The sequence below is a fragment of the Vibrio albus genome (assembly GCF_003144035.1).
GTDB classification, from domain to species: domain Bacteria; phylum Pseudomonadota; class Gammaproteobacteria; order Enterobacterales; family Vibrionaceae; genus Vibrio; species Vibrio albus.
In genome coordinates this window covers 438386-456508 of record NZ_QFWT01000003.1, presented here as the reverse complement: position 1 = coordinate 456508, position 18123 = coordinate 438386, and the positions used below count along the sequence as shown (strand labels likewise).

Below are 18123 nucleotides of genomic sequence, written 5' to 3'. Positions count from 1 at the left end.
TAATCAAGTCCGATCAGTTTGCAAATCGGTTCTTAATTCTTTGAATAAGTCCTTCATTCATCTCGGTTCGGGCAAAATTCTCTATACGTTGAGATATTTTGTTAATAATAGTGTCTTCGGCGTCACCGCGGAATTGTTTTCCGGTGATCAGTGCAATAGCTTCATCAACATTTTTGACTGACCAAATATGGAATTCTCCTTTTTGAATACTTTCGATGACTTCATTATTTAATGAAAGATGATTCAGATTAGTCTTTGGCAGGATAACGCCTTGTTCACCGGTAAAGCCTTTATGCCGACAAACCCGATAGAAACCTTCAATTTTTTCATTTAACCCCCCAACAGAAAGAACCCGTCCAAATTGGTCAACGGCACCTGTTACGGCAAATTGCTGGTTAATTGGGACTTCAGATAATGCGCTGACCAGCGAACACAATTCAGCCAAAGAAGCGCTATCTCCATCAACCTCACAATATGATTGTTCAAAAACAACAGAAGCAGAGTAGGGTAAAGGTTCATCCAAATCTAAGGCACTGCTGACAAACGCCTGCATAATCATCATGCCTTTGGCGTGTAAATTACCCCCAAGTTCTGCCTTGCGTTCAACGTCAGCAATATCTCCGTCACCGAAGTGTATGACGCAGGAAATACGGGCGGGTTCACCATAAGAAATAGGATGGCCAGGAACATCAATAACCGTCAGGCCGTTCACCTGACCAACTTGTTTACCTTCGGTTTCAATAATAACCTGACCGTCAAGAATATCATCGATAGCTCTTTCCGGAAGATAAGATTCTCTGAAGTATTTGCTGTCTATCGCTTTATCAAGGTGTTGGCGTGATAAAGTATTACCACCTGACTCTAAGGCTGCTTCAGAAAGCAACCAGTTATGCCATTGAAGGCACAATGGCATGAATTGCTGATCTTCACACTCTCGAGCTCCTGCAGCAATTAACCTTTGCAAGCCTGATTCATCCAAAAATGGCAAATGAAAGTACTCACACAAGCCTTTTACAAAACCAAGATAGTTGTTAATGGATGAGCTGTTCAGCTTTATATCTAATTCGATTTCAGTAAAGACACAAAAACCGGACTGAATATCGGAGTCAAAATAGTCTAACTCACTCATTTGCTCACGATCTCCGATCACAATCAGCTTAACGTTGACGCAGTGTGAAGGGGTTTCTGCAGCAATATGTTTTCTATCAACACTAATAGGTGAAAAAGCTTCACCCAAAAGTGCAGACTTCAATACCATCCAAGAGGAGGGGTTGGCCATAATCAGATTGGCTGAAACTACCAGATAGCCTCCATCAGCCTGCTCAAGCAATCCTTTAGACTCAGAAACTACCTTGCCATTATGGGCTTTATAGCGGCCTAAAATAGCGTCAATCTCAAGAGTTTCAGCCTTAACAACAACGGGAGGCACATCAGCTGACGAGTTCTTTTGTATTGCCTCAATAACCGCATTCCGATAAATGGCATTATCAGGAGAATTGATCAGTAACACCTTGGTCCAGTTTTGCAATTGTTCAAAGCGCATTAATGCAGAATGCAGCCGTGGTTGCATGTCCAGAAAGGATAATGAGCTAAGATTATTGAAATCTTTGAAATGTTTTAGGTAACAATCTGTCTGAGGTGTGACGGAGCGCCAGTCTTCTTGAATCATCGGGATTTAATATGTATGAGAAGGAGGGGGGATTATACACTTTACCTGTTTAGCAAGAAATCTTGGTTTGGAAATAGTTAACACTTTTTTCAGTTATTGATTGCTCAATAATCAACTTAGAGTTACGCTGTCACTAAAAATGTATTCAGAGGATTTATTATGAAGTATCAGCAGCTTGAAAACCTTGAGTGTGGTTGGAAGTGGCAGTATCTGGTTAAAAAATGGAAAGATGGTGAAGCTATTACCCGCTACATAGACTCTAGTGAAGCTGATCACGCTATTCAACAGCTAAGAGACATTGAATATGAGCCGGTCAAGGTTCTTGAGTGGATAGAAAAACATATGTCTTTTGAGTTGGATAACAAACTCAAGCAAGCAATCAGAGCAAAAAGAAAAAGACATTTTAACGCGGAACAACAACATACTAAGAAAAAATCCATTGATCTCGATTACCGCGTGTGGGAAAAACTTTCTCAAAGGGCTGGAGAGCTGGATTGTACCTTATCCGATGCCATTGAGTATTTGCTTAGCGAAGCATCAAGAAGTGAGAAAGCCAGTCAGACGGTTAGTAGTTTGAAGGAAGATTTAAGTAAATTGTTGTCAGACTAAATAAGGAGTTTGTATGCTTTACGTTATCGCTGCTGCGGCTGTCTTAATATTATGGCTTGTTGCCTTCGATCGCCCAGCACTAAAACTGGTATTCAAAGATGGTCTGCTAGATAAAAGTAAGGGAAATGTACCTCATGCATTTGGGCAAAACTGTAAAGAAATTGCACGAAAAACACCATTTTCAGGTACTGTTAAGGTCTATATGACCCGATCTGGAGCGAAGATGACTTTTTCGAAAAGTATTCCTCACAAAATACAGCAAAGAATACGCAATGTATTTCCTCACCAAGGCTTTAGAAGCAACGGAAAGAAAAGAGCTTAACCCAAGTTTGCATAGTTACGAAGTGTCACCCATCATTAATATAACGATGTAAAGAGGGATAACGGCATGGCTGATATAGATTACCAAAAGCTAACAGAGAACGCTTTACAGCAGATAAAAACAGCTCAGGAGAGATATAACTTTGCTGATGCCAAATACAACCAAGTCAGAGAAAAATTTCAACTCGGTGAAGTTGATAAGATTGCGTTTGATGAGGCTTTTGAAAACCGCCTGCAGGCTTACGCTGAACTAGAAGAACTTCAACATGAACACTTTGCAATCAAATGCCTGAAGTAGCTTCATATAAATACATTGATAAAGGTTTGTTCAGCGTTATCCTAACGCACTATAACTAATACTATTAGCAAAATTATAACACGCAGGTTGTAAACTAAACACATAAAATGTGTAATGTTAATTAACCATCTACAAGGTGACACTTTGAGGCAGCAAAACTTTCTAGTTTGTGCAATTGACGCAAAGTCTCAACTGACACTTGAAGATGACGAAACTCATCAGGATAACGTCTGTTACTGGGTTTACCTCGAGCACCATGTCCCAAACTCGAAGCGTCATGTTTAGCCAGTTGTTCCAGTAAACGCCGAACTTGACGGGTTGTAAGAGCACATCTTGAAGCTCTTTGAATCGATTAATCTCTTGTTCGCTCATAGGAATTAGCATCGGTTAGGTTCCTCAAATTTAATGGTAATTCATTAAGCATAAGAGGACATTTTAACTTTGCTCCCACACCTTAGTGCGTATTATGTAGTGTTATGTCAAAAACACGCTATCCCGTAACCCATTGTAATTATAATGGAAATTCGTAAATATAAGGCTGTAATTTATGAATTCTATTAAATGGACTAAAAACCGAATTTTCCGCGTCTGTGAATGTCAATTAACCCGCGAACAAACCGCAGAATTATGTTTTAAAAGTGCGACCACTGTCAGAAAATGGGATGCAGGGAGAGAGATCCCACCGGAATGCAAACGACTTATGCGGATGGCCAGAGGGAGAGAAATACACCACTCACCCGATTGGGAGGGTTTTCAAATCGTAGGGGAAAAACTGAAACTACCAAATGATGAAACTATCGGCCCTCAGCAGATTGTTACTGGTTGGGTATTACTTAACAATGCTGGCCCCAATGAGCGCCCCAGAACAAAAAGGTTTTTACGAATAGCTACACATCTAGCAAAAATCATGGTGCGAAATCGAATAGTTTAGCGAGGTGAAAATCTTAGAAAAGTTAACAGCTCCCCATTTAAGAGGTACTGCTATAGATGTAAATCGCAACCCCAAAGTAATGTGTACAACCAAACAGTATTTGAAAGTTAGCATATCAGGCGGATAAATCGTAAACGTTACATTCTAAGGAGTCACCAGACTTATGCTTTATTTATTGATAACCGTTATAGCTGGCTATGTCATTTTAAAATTAATACTGACAAATCAACCTCAAAAGGCCAAACAGCCGAGTAATTCCTCGGAGAGTGCCATAACAGTGAAACACGTAAAACAAGAATACCTTGCTACGCAGAATGAACAAAAGCTGCATCAGGCTTTACAAGCTATCCTTAACGAAAATTACATAATTCACAGCCAGGTATCACTTATGGCATTGGTAACACCAAAAAACTTCAAGGATAATTCGAAAACTTGGGCTAAACGAATGGACTTTGTTATCACAGACAAGATGACCAGAGTCTTAGCTGTGATTGAGCTTGATGACAGCACACATAATAGAAAGAGCCGTCAAAAACGCGATCTGTATGTAAATAACGCACTCAAAGATCATCATCCTCTTATCCGCATACAAAGTCGTAGATATTATGAACAATCTGAAATAGCTAAAATTCTAGAAGAACAAGCTGGAATAAAGTGCGTTCAGGAACTTCAAGCAACCTCATAAAAATCCCTGATTTTCTCTGTACCCGTTGAGTTTTGGGGGAATTTACCCCCGTAGTACACGACGGGGGTTCTCAAAGCCCAACACTTAACTCTCCCGCGCCGTACAGTGGTGCGGCACAGGAGAGGTTAAGTGTTTTCACGCTATGTGGCTTTGAATCTTATCTAATAACATTTTTCCGTTAAGTTCTGCTGGGTTCCAGTTGGGGCGACCCGCCTCTGATACGTTCATGCTCTGGGAGGCGAGCTTGGCAGGAAGGAAGGGGGATTTTCGGTTTACTGCATTCTGTAGCCGCTGGCGCGGGTATCGGCCGGATTGACCTACACTAAAATGCTGATCATCTCTCCGGCCTTATATGTGCCAAGGCACATTTGGGCAAATATGAAACAAATGACATTAGGAGCCATCAGTTTTCGACCACCATCACAGAAAATGTAATTTTTTAATGCTATCAATTTTATACAGAAACATTGGGACTCATAAATAATGGCTAAAGAACCGCTGAAAAACTTTGTGTTTAAAAAACACATGAATATTGGTGAAGCAGATGCAGAGCATGACACGTTGTATCTTGAGGAATGCTTCGAAGATATAGGCGATTATGATGTCTTACAAAATACTCTTTCTCCGCAAGCGATTATTGTTGGTCGCACAGGTATAGGTAAAAGTGCACTTTTAGAACAACTAGAAAAAACAGAACAGAAAGTTATCAGGTTAGAACCAGAGGAACTTGCAATACGTCATGTTTCAAACTCTAATGTTTTGCGTTTCTTTGAAGAATCCGGTGTAAATTTGGATGTTTTCTATAACTTATTATGGCAGCATGTGTTTGCTGTCGAGTTAATAAAAAACCGGTACAACATAGAATCTGAAGTTGCCAAAGAAAACTTTTTTGTAAATATAAAAAATAAACTATCAGGGAATAATTCGAAACAAAAAGCAATAAATTATATAGAGGAATGGGGTGGGAAATTTTGGCTTGATACAGAATCAAGAGTTAAAGAAATAACAGAAAAATTAGAAGATAATTTACAGACCACTGTTGGCTCTAATGTACCACACTTCAAATTTGGATTTGGAAGTTCATCAAACTTATCTGAGGAACAGAAAACAGAAGTAGTTTATTATGGAAAACAAGTTGTCAGTTCCATCCAAATTAAGAAATTATCAAAAATAATTGACCTATTAGCAGAAGATATCTTTGATGACCCTCAGAACAAAACATATATATTAATTGATAGACTAGATGAAAATTGGGTCGATGACCAGCTAAGATATAAACTTATCAGGGCATTAATAGAAACAGTAAAGAAATTTCGAACTATAGAGAATATAAAGATAATCTTCACCCTAAGAACGGATTTATTACACCGAGTATTAGAAAATACAAAAGATTCTGGATTTCAGCTCGAAAAGTACTCTAGTCTTTTTTTAGAATTAGGTTGGAATAAAGATCAGTTGGTTTCCCTCCTAGATAGAAGAGTTAATCATTTATTAAAACACAAGTATACCAAAAGTGAAGTAAGCTTTGGTGATATATTCCCTAATAAAATAGATAAAACGACATCTGCGGATTATATTCTTGATAGAACATTGCTAAGACCAAGAGATGCCATCATGTTTGTTAATGAATGCCTTATTGAATCTCAAGGAAAAACACAAATAACCCCAACAATCATGAAATTAGCGGAAAAATCATACTCAAGTAAAAGAATTGAGTCTCTAAAATACGAGTGGTTTGTAGAGCACCCAGCACTTGATCATTATATTGATATACTAAATAAAAAGACTGCAAGATTTAAAGTTAATAGTATTGTCGATAGTGAAATAGAAGATTTGATTTTAAGAATAACAGAATCTAAATATCAGTATGAAGATTCTGTTATAAAAAGTGCCGTTAGCTATCTCAACTCTAAATACCCTATGACAGATACATATAGAAATCAATTAATTCAAAATCTATTATTTACGCTGTATAAAATTGGTGTGATTGGTATAAAGGTTGATGGTACTTCTAGCGTTAAGTGGATTCATGACAGAACTCAGGACTTAACGCCACAAAAAATAATGAACACGTCAATCGTATATATACACAAGGTGTTGTGGAGACCTTTAGCTATTGATGCGAGAGTATGATTAATCTAGCTTGTAGAAAAGACGCTTTTCCTGAAAATTTCGGGATAGCGACTTTTATTCAGTGAATAATCTACCTTACACCTCTGTAATATGCAAAACCACACTTAAAGTTCTACGCACTTCCTTTTCTGATTCAGAGGTGAAGAGCAAACCAAGAACGGGAACATCACCCAACAGCGGGACTTTCATTTCTAAGGTTTGTTTTTCATTGGAACTCATGCCGGCCAGCATGACACTACCACCAATTTTTGTATTAACCGTGGTCGTGATGCGGCGTTTTCTGGTCGCTATGTCACTGGCCTGTATGTTCTTATCAACCCGGCTCAGTATCTGGTCTATATCCAGTCTGACACTACCATCTACGCCAATAAACGGTTTCACTTTAAGCGACAGGCCAACGTCTTTACGTTCAATCGTCTGAAAGGGACGTTCAACCCCGTCTGTGTCTGTGGTGTATTGTCCGGTGATAAAGGGCAGCTCCTGACCAACAGAGATAAAGCCGGTACTGCCATGAAGCACACTGATAGCCGGTTTACTCAGGATTTTGGTCTGGTCGTTGGTTTCCAGAAAACGGATAAAGGCGTCAAAATGATCTGATTGACTGGAGAAGTTAGAAACAGCAGAAGTGACCCCTGTTAAACTACCCTGAAAACCCGTTCTTAGGGCATCAAATCCCGCTTGCAGGTCTACCGTCTGCTCCTCACTGCCATTCCAGACAAACTCATAGATAACCGCTTTAATCCGGATTTGTTTCAGCGGGGTATCAATCACGTTCACCAGTTCTCTGATGTTAGTCTGCATCGACTGGGGAGCCGTTACCATAAGGACTGAATCCGCGATAATACCCTCAACATGGGTAATGTCCGGCACATCGAGAACGGACGACTGAACCACTAAGGATTTTTGCAGGGGTTCCACTATCTGAGAAGCCGAAACGTGATTGAGCTTATAGGTACGGGTCACTATCTTATTGTTTGGCTGTAGCTTTTTCCGTGATTGCACCCTAATTACAGTGTCACTTTCTACATAAACTAAATTGTGTGCGCGCATCACTGAAAAGAACACATCACGGAAATTAGCCGCATAGCCCACCTGAAAGACTTTGACTTTGCCATCTATGGCCGGGTCTACAATGATGGTTTTCTGAAAGGCTTCACTGGCCAGAATGAAAAACTGATCTAATGATTTGCCTGATAGGTTCGCGTTCACCTGGGCAAACGTGTGCAGACTTATGGTGAGTAAAAGCAGAGTAATAAGGCGCATTAGAAAACCCCTCCGGATTTTAGTTTTTTACTGGTACTGGCGCGGCGTTTACCGGTGAGTGACGTATCAAACGGGTCAAAGTAGCCATAACGGGCAACACTGGCACAGTAATCATCTGACATAGGATAAATGGTGTGTTGTTGGGTGAAGCACTTGCAGCTGGACGGTGTTTCGATACAAAAGAGTTTTGGGTAGTCCTGAGCATCTTGGGTCAGTTCGTCATAGACAGGGGCTGAAAACGGCAGAATGTCATGTCGGGGAATTAACCGGCTCAGATGGTTATCAGGCAGAGTTCCCATTTCCCCGTCTTGGTCAGTAGTGTCTACCTGTTCAACTATAGGGTTGAATTGTGCCTCTTTCGGGAAAAACAAATCCCACGCATAGAACAGACAAACCACCATCACACACAGCAACAATGCAAAGAACGTCAGAAGCTTAACCAGCCGTTTATTAAATTTCACGTTGTGCGTATGTTTAACGCTGCTGAGATAAACACCGTGATATTTGCTGTCTCGCTTGGAAGTGTCACCACCCACACGCCGGAGATCGTTTTTAGATGCAGGGTCAAATAGCTTGTTATCGTTATACTTTTTAATGTAATCGCGACCAACAAACTCTATATGAGTGTAGTTCTGTAACCGGCGACGAATGAAATGATCCACATCCTTAAAATCCTGAGAGATATACACCAAATCATTGCCACGGTGCCGGTGTGTGGCGACATACTTAATATCTTCTGATGGTTTAGAAGAAGTCGGACGGGGCGGCCAGATGTTCTGTACCTCATCAACCAGTATCACCGCACCGGCAGGAAGATCATGTATCTTTTTCGGGTTATCAAAGGAACGCCAGCTGAGTTTCAGTTCTTTGATATGGCTTTCGGTTAACTCGCTTTCGTCTATTTCCAGTACGTCTAAGGCTTCATGATAGAGTGCAATCCGTTTCTTGGAAGCCAGCTTTTTAAACCAGTGTAACCACTGCTGCATAGGATTATGACTGGCGAACTGTCCGGCCAGATAAGGGAAGTCTTCCAGTTCAGCTAACCGTCCCTCTGTTTCCAGTGTCAGAAGCTTCTTCTCAAGCGCCTTGTTGCTTTTGTTTTCTAAAAAATAATGCCCGTACATAAAGCCATGAAAGCTATTACACACATCATAATCGAGCAGATTCACCCGTATGCCGTGGTAATAGACTTCACGACCCGCAAAGTCATCATTTTCAATCACATATTTGATGGCGTTCAGGGTCTTTCCCGCACCCATACCACCACTAAAACCGGCTAACATAAAGCCCCCTTATGATGGTGTACGCCAGCGAGGACGATAACCGGTGGCAGACATTAACCCTTTCAGAGTCAGACTGAACACCAGACAGGTGATAACCGCATTAATGGCTTTATCAAACCCTGACAACGCCACCACATAAGATACATCACGCCCCAGACCGTCAAAATTAGCCTGAACATAGCCGACTATCATATCTATTCCGGCGGAAATGCCCGTATAGGCAACCAGAGAGAAACCAACAGCAACCGCAGCATAGGAGACAATGCCACGAACAAGAGCAGGGATTAAAGGGACAATGACTGCCCCAAGAAACGCGATAAATAAAGGCATATTAAACGCCTCCTTGTGTTCGACCAATTAACAACAATCCGGTGATCCATCCAAAAGCCACAATAAACGGACGCACCCCCTCTAAGAAATCACAGAACGGTGACCAATCCAGAGAATGAGAAAAGGAATAACCAGCCATAGAAAAACCGAGACTTCTTGAAGCGGGGCAGCTGCCGGAAACTGACACACCGTTAGAGCCCAGATAGCTGGTATCGATTTCTGACAGGTCTATGGTTTGTTCATCAACCAACATCTCTACGTTATCCACCTGAGTAATTTGATTCAGAGATTGTTCAAACTGAGTCAGTTCATCCCCGATGCAGCTTTCTTCGTACTGGAGCCTTAACTGCTCACACTGAATAGCATCACCAGAACAACTAAAAGGAGCACCACAAGAGGCCGAAGCTGTCGGGGGACCACCCGAAGTGCCATCCGGATTACAGTTTTCATCAAGTAGGCATTTAATTTCATCTAATGATCCTTTTATTTCCTTACCAGTACTGTTGCTTTCAGACAGACCCTGTATCAAATCTTTTTGATTTTTGTCATTGCTGTTCATACTCTGGATAATGGCTGCTGTCGTTTTGGTTTGATTCGCTTGGAGCCGGTTCATAAGCTGAGTGTGTTTCTGATTTTCACTGACTAAAGCGGCAGTTTGGGAGGTCTGTTTATCCTGTTTAGCCTGAATCTGATTAAGCAGACTTTCCTGATTCTGGTTGGATTGCAGGATAGCGGCGTCATGTTCGCCGGTACCACTTGTTTTATCTTTGTCTGAAGAGGTAGGCTGGTCTTTGTCGTTAGGGTCTAATGTGGAACCAGAACCAGAAGATGATCCGGAGCCTGAGGAACCGGAACCGCCAGATGTGCCGGAACCAGAGGATGAACCAGACCCTGTTCCTGTATTGGAACCTCCGGAACTGGAAGTACCCGAACTGCTACCGGAATTCGGCTCATCATTGGAGGAACCGTCACACCCGCCGTAAATAGGACATTCACTACTATAATGTTCAGCACCGCCAGCGCATTCCTCACCTGTATAATAAAAATCCCGACCAAACCCAGTACTACCATCTTTATAATGCTTAACTGAATACTCCGAATACGCTTCACACCCAGAAGTACAATAAAGAAAGTCATAAGCTAAACTTTCATTTTTTCCACGAGGAGGAAACTTGGAAGGTTCAGGGGCATCTTTGGCTTTTAAAGAGGGGCAATCTTTGGGGGGAGGTGGTTTTGTTGTACACGAACCATCTAAAGCATTTATCTGTCCCTCAGAACACTGACACTGATTATATTCTTTATATTCTTCACATTGAACCGGAACATCACCATCAAAACGCTTAGACCATATTGAGCCGAAACGACTACCATCATGTTTATAATAAGAAAGTATGCGAACTTCACCGACACCTTTACCATAATAATCAGGCTTAACCTCTATTTTACAAAATCTATCTCCTCGACAATTTGAAAAACTATTCATGTCATTCATTGCTTTATCAAAAACAAACTGATAACTCTCTGCAAACGAAAAACAAGGAAAAAACAGAAGTATTAAAAAAGGACAAATACGCTTCATTTATATTTCCTCACGACACTAAAATAATAAAGCCAACCATCAAAACTAATATGGTGTATGTTTCTATTGTCAACGCCATAATAAATACCCCTTGATCAAAAAAGGGCAGCCAATAAGACCGCCCTTGAGAGTGACACAGTGGCGATTACGCAGCGCCGCGGATTTTCTTCCAGACAGCAATCCCGATATGGAACGCAAGGAAGCCGCCACCAATCACACCGGCAGCGGTCACGCCCTGAGAAATTGCGCCAGTTGCCGCAGAGGTATCAATAGCTGCACCACCTGTAGCGAATGCAGAGCTAGAACCCAGAGCCAAAGCCATTACAAGATACTTTTTCATACAATTTTCCTTTTAGAGTTTACGGAGGTAACGATAGACGCCACACGCACAAAGGAAGAGCAGGGTATAAGGAGCTACTTCATAAAATTGTGCGAGTGTCATCATCTGAGGAGTGACTTCATTTAAAGCCACCGATTTAAAGCCTGTAGAACAGCTATTATTAATAATGGGTGTTTCACAAGCTAATAAATACATAGTAATAACCCGTTATTCCATGGACGCCTGAAAGTGCTTTTTAATTTCATCATCCACCGGAACTAATTCGGTCACAATGGCACCGGATAACGGGTCTAACGGATTTATTTCCAGCTTTAATTCATATTCACGGCGGGGAACCAAAGCACCGTTTTTTTCCAGAGCTAAGGCGTAATCCAAATCGACTTTAATGACTTGATCCCATTTAGGGTTTACATCGCCAGATTCGCCAATAGTGCGGCGTTTATAATTTTCAGTATTAATTTCCCGCATTGGACGAGACACATTTAATTGCGCAGATTCACCAAACGCAGGGCTAGAAATAATATCCATACCCAGAACAAATACAGCTTTAGACATAATCAACTCTCCATTAATATTTCATGCATTAAACGGTTATGAGTATCGGGGAACGTGAAACGAGTACCGTCCCGAACCAAAGAGGACACGACTTTCTCTAAGTCGCCCTTGTAATATTCAACGAGCGCATTCAGGGTTTTTCCGTACTGGCGTTTCATCCAGTAGGCCGAACTCAGCAAATCCAGAGCAACCCGTTTTTTACCTTTACGTGACGCTGTAACTGGTGCGATTTCATCGGAAATCAAAGACGAGGCATAAGGACACAGCCCCTTGAACGTACCGACCGGATTCAGCAGGGCATCTACATCCCACCGTTTCAGCTCTACCTCAGAGCGATACCAAGAGAAGTTTTCCGCCTCGATATTCTGTTCAAGCTTCTTGTTGTACACACGCCAGTAGATGTTGGATTGACGCGAACCGACATTAACCTGCTCACGTACATAGATTTTTTCTTGGGTTTTCTGGTCATAGACGTACTCATGAGCCAGACCAATCTTAGGAGAGCGACCACGAACGGCAGAACGGAATCCATCATCACGGGCAGCCAGTTCAGCGGCTTTACAGGTATGTACATCGTCATGATCATCAAAAGCCAAATCTATCCGGGCTAAGAACTTTACGCCCAGAACCGTATTCAGCCAGTGGTGCACGTAGCGACAGGAACGGGACATAAACAGGTGTTTGCAACCATGCCCGTTAATCTGAAAGTGAATCGTGTCATTGTTACCGCCAATCCCAACCTGACCGCAGAAGTCATCACCATCACCAGACGTTAACGCGAATGAATTTTCATAGAACTGGAAACCCCGGTCACGGGGAGCCGAATAATTAAAGCCCAGAACATGCGTGATAAAGCGGCGTACTGTCTCCTGAATGTAATCTTCATAGACTGACCGGAAATACCGGTTATAGGCGTCGATTTCTTCCGTAGTTTTAGCCTGATGTGAGTCAAACTGAGGCTCAGTCGGGAAATGAATACCAGAATAAGGGGACTCTCTGCGGCAATGGCGGAAGTCTTTCAGCTTCACGGTAAAGCATAGGTAATCAATGGTAACCGGAGACTCTTCATAGTCTTCAACGGTACGGTATTGCTGTTCTGAATGCGGTACGAACTCAGGAGAGAGACCGGCTTTTTTCGGACGGTAGACGTACTTTCCTGCTGGCTTATGGTCAGTTTTCGCACGTTTTTTTAATGGCGAGTAGGAGGTCGTGCACTGTTGCCAGATAACGCCCGCACCGCATTCAGGACAGCAACAGGTTAATGCAGATTGATACTCGGAGCCGCACTCCATACACAGGCGGTTAATCATGCGAAAACCCCCATAATGCGGCGTTGCTGGTAAGTGGTATCCGTAATGTCGATAAGCTCAAAAGAACCTAATTCCATTTCACACCACTGAACCAGCGAACGGTAAGACATAAGGAGATCCCAATCACAAGAACCCTGAACCAGCACCGACACGGTGTTATCTGGCATCACGTCATAGAAAACTTTGACTGTCTGGTTCATGTTTTCGCCCCAAAATAGTTGATATCACTCGCAATTGTAAAAATGCGCAGGTATCTTGTTGTTATGGTGTAGTTCAAAAAAACACCAATAAATCATATGCAACACCAAGAAACACCACAAATCTGTGTATAGTAAAAACCACAAAAGTGTGGTTTGTAAACCCACGTAAACGTGGTGCTATACGCTAAAATTGACCAAAGGAACGCCATACAGGAATTTCAAAAATGTATGAAAACTATCTGCTAAATGAGTACTTAAAGAAGAAAAACTATGTGCAAGATAAGCAAATTGCACATGATTTAGGGATAAGCACCCAAAAGATATCAGGTGTTAGAACCGGAACTCGCCATCTTACTGAAAATGAAGTGCTTTTTCTGGCTAAAGAATCCGGCGTTGATACAACTTTAGCAATGGTGGTCATGGCGGCCAGCCGGTCAAAGACGTTCGAAGGACAACAAGCTTGGAAGAAGCTCCTTGAACAGTTAGAGAAGTCAGGAATTAAAGGTTTTTCAATGAGTTATACAGCATTAGTGACCGGGTCACTATTATACAGTACGCCCATATCTAAGTACGTATTATGTATATTATGTTAAATACCGACAGTACTATAAGTTTATTCGTGTTTTTTCGCCAACATTTGTGGAACTCTTCAACCACTAAAAGATTTAAAAGCAGCGAGCAATAACTGAGCTCGATCCCTTATCCAAAAGTGTCGGTGACATAAAACAGACCTATCTGAATTAAGCAATGGAAAAAAACTGCCCATAGACCATACTTTCATCATGACTATGCTCAGGCATTTTGAGGCTACCCGGGTATATCGCCCTTATCTGGACATTCATCACTTTTGTGTAGGACGTCAATTATGGTCAAAACACTCTTTCATCAGACACTGGCAGACAACGCAAACCTCAAAACGGATCCACAGGCACACACATCTCCTCCTCCTTCGATCAATGGACTTGCTGATGATGGTGTGAATATCGGTTACGAAGCGCTGGACTGTCATCTGAATCACCCCATTCAAGATAAGCTGGCTTTGCGCTGGATCAGCAAGAATGACCAGATTACAGATTTCAGCTATCGGGAGCTCAGTCAGCAGACCAGCCGCTTTGCCGATTTACTGTCTCGGCTTGGCCTCTCTAGGGGTAGTCGGGTGTTCAGCCTCTCTGGCCGTAGGCCGGAGCTGTACATTGCGGCAATAGGTACGCTTAAGGCCGGCTGTGTGTTTACCCCGCTGTTCTCAGCCTTTGGCCCGGATCCGATCCGTTCCCGGATGGAAATTGGCAGTGCGAACCTTATTATCACCACTCGCAGCTTATACCGGAAAAAACTCAAAAACTGGTGGCGAGAACTACCACACCTTAAAGCAGTACTACTCATTGATGGCAACCCGGACGACGAGCCTGGTTGCTACGATTACACCACGTTAATGGCAAACTCTGCCCCTGAACGAACCTGTGAACTTACCCAAGCTGAAGATATGGCATTATTGCACTTTACCAGTGGTACCACTGGTAAACCCAAAGGGGTTATCCATGTTCATGAAGCGGTAAAACACCACATACGGTCGGCCTACTATGCGCTGGATCTGAAACCCGACGATATCTACTGGTGCACCGCCGATCCCGGCTGGGTCACCGGCACAACCTATGGCATTATCGCGCCACTTTGCCTTGGGGTAACCATGATCGTCGACGAAGCGGAGTTTGATGCTGAGCGCTGGTATCAGATCTTACAGGATCAGATGGTCACGGTCTGGTACACCGCGCCAACAGCGATCAGAATGCTGATGAAAAACGGCGACATACTGCCTAAACAGTTTGATCTTTCACACCTGCGCTTTATGGCCAGCGTGGGCGAACCCCTCAACCCGGAAGCCGTTGAGTGGAGTGAACGGGTATTAGGCATGCCATTTCATGATAACTGGTGGCAAACCGAAACGGGTGGCATCTTGATTGCCAATGTCCCCAGCTTACCGATCAAACCGGGCTCTATGGGCAAACCTCTGCCCGGAATTGTAGCGGGAATCGTCAACCCGGACAGCAACGGGGTGCCACAAATCGAAACACAGCCAATGACCGTAGGCGAGTTGGCCATTCAGCCCGGCTGGCCATCCATGTTTCGTGGCTACCTGAATAAGCCGGAGAAATACCAGTCATGCTTTACTGAAGAATGGTATCTCAGCGGTGATTTAGCGATGAAAGATGAAGACGGTTATTTCTGGTTTGTCGGCCGTAAGGATGATCTGATCAAATCCTCCGGCCATTTAATCGGCCCTTTCGAAGTAGAAAGTGTCCTGATGGAACATCCTGCCGTCAGTGAAGCTGGCGTCATCGGAGTACCGGATCCGGTTGCCGGACAGATAGTCAAAGCGTTTGTTGCCCTTAAACCTGACTTTTTCGCCGATGAAGAACTGCAACAGGCTCTGCTCGGCTTGACGCGGAAACGGCTTGGTGCGGCTGTGGCACCGAAAGAAATTGTATTTCGTCAGAACCTGCCCAAAACACGCAGCGGCAAGATCATGCGTCGCCTACTCAAAGCGCGGGAACTGGGTCTTCCGGAAGGAGACATTTCAACCCTGGAGAGCGATGAAAAATGAAGCACAGACTCCATATCAACCGTGAGCATTTACTCGACCAGCTTGAGCGAATGTTGCGAATACGTAGGTTTGAAGAAAAATGCGCAGAGCTCTATGCGCAGGAAAAAATTCGGGGATTTCTGCATCTCTATATCGGTGAGGAGGCTATTGCGGTCGGAGTGATGTCTGCTCTGAATGAAGAAGATCAAATTGTCGCAACCTACCGGGAACACGGTCACGCTCTGGCCCGGGGAATGAGCATGGGCAGTGTGTTGGCCGAAATGTATGGTCGGAGTAACGGATGCAGCCATGGTCGCGGTGGTTCGATGCACCTCTTTGATAAAAACCTCCGTTTTTACGGTGGCAATGCCATTGTTGGTGGAGGGCTTCCGTTAGCCACAGGCCTCGCCTTGGCGAACAAGAAGATGCAACGCGATGCCATAGCGGTCTGCTTTTTTGGTGAAGGCGCGGTTGCCGAAGGGGAATTTCATGAAAGCCTCAATTTAGCAGCACTTTGGCAACTTCCCGTACTCTTTATCTGTGAAAACAATCGCTATGCTATGGGTACGGCCCTCGCCCTGTCCGAATCAGAAACCAATATCGCCAAAAAAGCACGATATTACGGAATAGAAACAGCTCAGGTCGATGGGATGAATGTTGTCGATATTGAAGCCGCCGCCTCTACTGCTGTCGATTATGTTCGCGAACAACAACGCCCTTACTTTATCGAATGTCAGACCTACCGCTTCCGGGGCCACTCAAGTTTTGATACTCAGTTATACCGGGACAAAGAAGAAATTGCTCAATGGGAAGAAAAAGGTCCGGTCAAACAGCTGATCCAATGGTTACGCAAAAATAATCATTTCCAGGATCAGGAATTGTCAGCAATTGAAACTAAAATTGCTCAGGAAATAAGTGACGCGATGGCCTTTGCCGAAACCGGTGAATGGGAGCCAGTCGAGCAACTGGCAAGGTTTGTGAACAGCCCGGGCACCGAGCCCCCTCCACTTCCTCAGCCATCAAGCCAGACACCGGCCACAATGACTTACCGAGAGGCTTTGCGTGAAGGGATCCGGGACGCGCTGGAAAACGATTCTCGTACCTTCCTTATGGGGGAAGACGTCGGACGCTATGGTGGCTGCTATGCCGTCAGTAAGGGCCTGCTTGAGCAATATGGTACAGAACGTATCATTGATACACCACTTTGCGAGTCTGGATTTGTTGGCGTTGGTATTGGCTCAGCACTTGGGGGAATGCGGCCGATTATAGAGGTGATGACGGTCAATTTTAGTCTGCTTGCCATGGATCAAATCGTTAATACTGCGGCCACCTTACTGCATATGTCCGGTGGGCAATTCAACGTTCCAGTGGTTATTCGAATGGCATGTGGTGCTGGCAAACAACTTGCGGCCCAGCACTCACACAGCTGGGAAAACTTATATGCCTATGTGCCCGGGCTGAAAGTCCTCAGCCCTGGGACCCATAACGATGCACGCTATATGCTCAGTCAGGCGTTGGTTGACCCTGACCCCGTATTGATTTTTGAACATGTCATGCTCCTAAATGAAGATGGGGAAGTCAGTGATTTACCTGATGCACCAATGGACAAAGCGTTGGTTCGCCGCGCCGGTAAGGATATCACCTTGATAACCTATGGAGGCAACCTGAATAAAACATTGCAGGCTGCCAGGCAACTTGAAGTGGATGGCATGGATGCTGAGGTCATCGACCTTCGTTCACTCCGGCCACTCGATACCGAAACCATCGTATCCAGCATCAGTAAGACCCACCATGCCGTGATCATCGATGAAGGCTGGTATACCGGTAGCCTCGCCGGTGAAATAAGTGCCATAATTATGGAGCAGGCCTTCTGGCAACTGGATGCACCGGTGGCAAGGGTCTGCACCGAGGAAGTGCCCATTCCTTATCCTCAGCACCTCGAGCAGGCAGCGATCCCTCAGAGTGACAAAATTGTGCACGCCGCGAAGGCCACGCTAATGGCTCCCGACTGGCAAACCAAGGGCGGAGATTAAGCA

The 18123-nt window shown here is 43.7% G+C and carries 18 protein-coding genes; 9 read left to right on the top strand and 9 right to left on the bottom strand.

Annotated elements, in window-relative coordinates; all coding sequences use genetic code 11:
• Positions 1 to 13: 13 nt before the first annotated feature.
• On the bottom strand, positions 14 to 1669 hold the full coding sequence (locus DI392_RS08220) for a S16 family serine protease (protein WP_109319415.1): 1656 nt from the start codon (positions 1667 to 1669) through the stop codon (positions 14 to 16).
• Between the two features lie 159 nt (positions 1670 to 1828).
• Between DI392_RS08220 and matP the strand changes: the two genes are divergently transcribed.
• From matP to DI392_RS08185, 6 genes are all read left to right on the top strand, one after another.
• A complete protein-coding gene (matP, locus tag DI392_RS08215; protein ID WP_109319414.1) occupies positions 1829 to 2278 on the top strand; it encodes a macrodomain Ter protein MatP in 450 nt (149 codons plus the stop codon).
• Positions 2279 to 2291: 13 nt separating this feature from the next.
• A complete protein-coding gene (locus DI392_RS08210) occupies positions 2292 to 2600 on the top strand; it encodes a DUF3634 family protein (RefSeq protein WP_109319413.1) in 309 nt (102 codons plus the stop codon).
• A 66-nt stretch (positions 2601 to 2666) separates the two neighbouring features.
• The gene (locus tag DI392_RS08205) at positions 2667 to 2897 is read left to right on the top strand and encodes a TolC family protein (RefSeq protein ID WP_109319412.1); all 231 of its coding nucleotides are present in this window, start codon (positions 2667 to 2669) and stop codon (positions 2895 to 2897) included.
• A gap of 547 nt (positions 2898 to 3444) precedes the next feature.
• Positions 3445 to 3828, top strand: a complete 384-nt coding sequence (locus DI392_RS08195) for a regulator (protein ID WP_109319410.1) — start codon at positions 3445 to 3447, stop codon at positions 3826 to 3828.
• 163 nt (positions 3829 to 3991) lie between these two features.
• The gene (locus DI392_RS08190) at positions 3992 to 4513 is read left to right on the top strand and encodes a DUF2726 domain-containing protein (protein ID WP_109319409.1); all 522 of its coding nucleotides are present in this window, start codon (positions 3992 to 3994) and stop codon (positions 4511 to 4513) included.
• A gap of 483 nt (positions 4514 to 4996) precedes the next feature.
• Positions 4997 to 6646 (top strand): P-loop ATPase, Sll1717 family, encoded by a 1650-nt coding sequence (locus DI392_RS08185; RefSeq protein WP_109319408.1) that lies wholly within the window; start codon positions 4997 to 4999, stop codon positions 6644 to 6646.
• A 75-nt stretch (positions 6647 to 6721) separates the two neighbouring features.
• On the opposite strand, the gene DI392_RS08180 is transcribed toward DI392_RS08185, so the two are convergent.
• The 8 genes from DI392_RS08180 to DI392_RS08140 all read right to left on the bottom strand — a co-directional run bounded on the left by DI392_RS08180 (position 6722) and on the right by DI392_RS08140 (position 13506).
• Positions 6722 to 7909: a hypothetical protein gene (locus DI392_RS08180; RefSeq protein WP_109319407.1), complete on the bottom strand. Its 1188-nt coding sequence runs from the start codon at positions 7907 to 7909 to the stop codon at positions 6722 to 6724.
• Complete coding sequence (locus tag DI392_RS08175; protein WP_109319406.1) at positions 7909 to 9192, bottom strand: zonular occludens toxin domain-containing protein; 1284 nt, start codon at positions 9190 to 9192, stop codon at positions 7909 to 7911. The genes DI392_RS08180 and DI392_RS08175 overlap by 1 nt, the downstream gene beginning before the upstream one ends.
• 9 nt (positions 9193 to 9201) lie before the next feature.
• Positions 9202 to 9522, bottom strand: a complete 321-nt coding sequence (locus DI392_RS08170; protein ID WP_109319405.1) for a DUF2523 family protein — start codon at positions 9520 to 9522, stop codon at positions 9202 to 9204.
• Between the two features lies 1 nt (position 9523).
• Positions 9524 to 11101, bottom strand: coding sequence for a virulence factor TspB C-terminal domain-related protein (locus tag DI392_RS19585; RefSeq protein WP_181388388.1), 1578 nt, complete (start codon positions 11099 to 11101; stop codon positions 9524 to 9526).
• A gap of 145 nt (positions 11102 to 11246) precedes the next feature.
• A complete protein-coding gene (locus DI392_RS08155) occupies positions 11247 to 11441 on the bottom strand; it encodes a major capsid protein (RefSeq protein WP_109319402.1) in 195 nt (64 codons plus the stop codon).
• 207 nt (positions 11442 to 11648) lie between these two features.
• A complete protein-coding gene (locus tag DI392_RS08150) occupies positions 11649 to 11996 on the bottom strand; it encodes a DUF1293 family protein (RefSeq protein ID WP_109319401.1) in 348 nt (115 codons plus the stop codon).
• Positions 11997 to 11998: 2 nt separating this feature from the next.
• Positions 11999 to 13306 (bottom strand): replication initiation factor domain-containing protein, encoded by a 1308-nt coding sequence (locus DI392_RS08145; protein WP_109319400.1) that lies wholly within the window; start codon positions 13304 to 13306, stop codon positions 11999 to 12001.
• Positions 13303 to 13506 carry a hypothetical protein gene (locus DI392_RS08140; RefSeq protein WP_109319399.1) on the bottom strand — a complete coding sequence of 68 codons (204 nt, stop codon included), beginning with the start codon at positions 13504 to 13506 and terminating at the stop codon, positions 13303 to 13305. The genes DI392_RS08145 and DI392_RS08140 overlap by 4 nt, the downstream gene beginning before the upstream one ends.
• Before the next feature lie 224 nt (positions 13507 to 13730).
• On the opposite strand from DI392_RS08140, the gene DI392_RS08135 reads away from it, so the two are divergent.
• The 3 genes from DI392_RS08135 (at position 13731) to pdhA (ending at position 18120) form a co-directional block, all read left to right on the top strand.
• On the top strand, positions 13731 to 14099 hold the full coding sequence (locus DI392_RS08135) for a DUF3693 domain-containing protein (RefSeq protein ID WP_109319398.1): 369 nt from the start codon (positions 13731 to 13733) through the stop codon (positions 14097 to 14099).
• 272 nt (positions 14100 to 14371) lie between these two features.
• Entirely contained in the window at positions 14372 to 16108 is a 1737-nt protein-coding gene (gene acsA, locus DI392_RS08130; protein ID WP_109319397.1) for an acetate--CoA ligase, read from the top strand.
• On the top strand, positions 16105 to 18120 hold the full coding sequence (gene pdhA, locus DI392_RS08125) for a pyruvate dehydrogenase (acetyl-transferring) E1 component subunit alpha (protein ID WP_109319396.1): 2016 nt from the start codon (positions 16105 to 16107) through the stop codon (positions 18118 to 18120). The genes acsA and pdhA overlap by 4 nt, the downstream gene beginning before the upstream one ends.
• Positions 18121 to 18123 lie beyond the last annotated feature (3 nt).